At 62.4% G+C, this 875-nt stretch carries 1 protein-coding gene; it reads right to left on the minus strand.

Annotation, left to right across the window (positions count from 1 at the left end):
* Window positions 1-7 precede the first annotated feature (7 nt).
* A protein-coding gene (locus tag AC07O2_RS25965; protein ID WP_495234996.1) for an IS5 family transposase occupies window positions 8-819 on the minus strand; the annotation gives its coding sequence in 2 pieces (ribosomal slippage) (window positions 8-489 and window positions 489-819; 813 coding nt in all).
* Window positions 820-875 lie beyond the last annotated feature (56 nt).

An 875-nucleotide genomic window follows, 5' to 3' on the forward strand; every position in this document is an offset into this window, starting at 1 on the left:
AGAGCGGCTAACAAAACGGGGAAAGTCTACGAAGGCAGATGACACAACAAGCCAGGGAAAGCAAGGCCGTATGAATGTCGATGCGGCGCTCGAAGCGGGTACGCAGCTTGCCGAAGGCGGCCAGCCAAGCGTGTGTGCGTTCGACCACCCAGCGATGGCGCCCGAGCCGGTCATTGCGCTCAATACCTCTGCGGGCAATGCGGTCCTGGATACCACAGCGCTTGAGGTGCGCGCGGCACCGGGCGAAGTCGTAGCCCTTGTCCGCATGCAACTTGGCAGGCCAGCGACGCGGCCGACCTGGCTTGCCGCCTACGGCAGGCAAGGCATCGACCAACGCCTCGAAAACCACCGAATCATGGCGGTTGGCCCCGGTGACGCAGAACATCAGCGGGATGCCCTGGCGGTCCGTGATCAGGTGGCGCTTGCTGCCGAGTTTGCCCCGGTCCGTCGGGTTGGGGCCTGTGTGCGAGCCCCCCGGGGGCTGGGCACACTGGCGCCATCCATACAGGCGCGGCTGAAATCCAGCTTGTCGGCGCTGCGCAGCTCAGCCAGCAATGCCAAGTGCAGGCGATGCCATACGCCTGCGGCCTGCCAGTCACGCAGTCGCCTCCAACAAGTCATGCCGCTGCCAAAGCCCAATTCCTGGGGTAGATGTTCCCAAGGTGTACCCGTACGCAGCACGAACAGGATGCCGTTCAAGGCTTGCTCGTCGCTCAGTCGAGGCCTCCCACCCTTGGGCGAGGCAACGGTTGCTGGCAGCAACGGCTCGATTCTTTTGTACAACGCCGTGCTGATCTCTTTGTTTCTGTTCTTTCCCATCCCGCGTCAAACGCACGATGTGCATTTGACGATGACACGCTTTTGTTAGCCGCTCT

The sequence above is a fragment of the Rhodoferax sp. GW821-FHT10B06 genome (assembly GCF_059415605.1).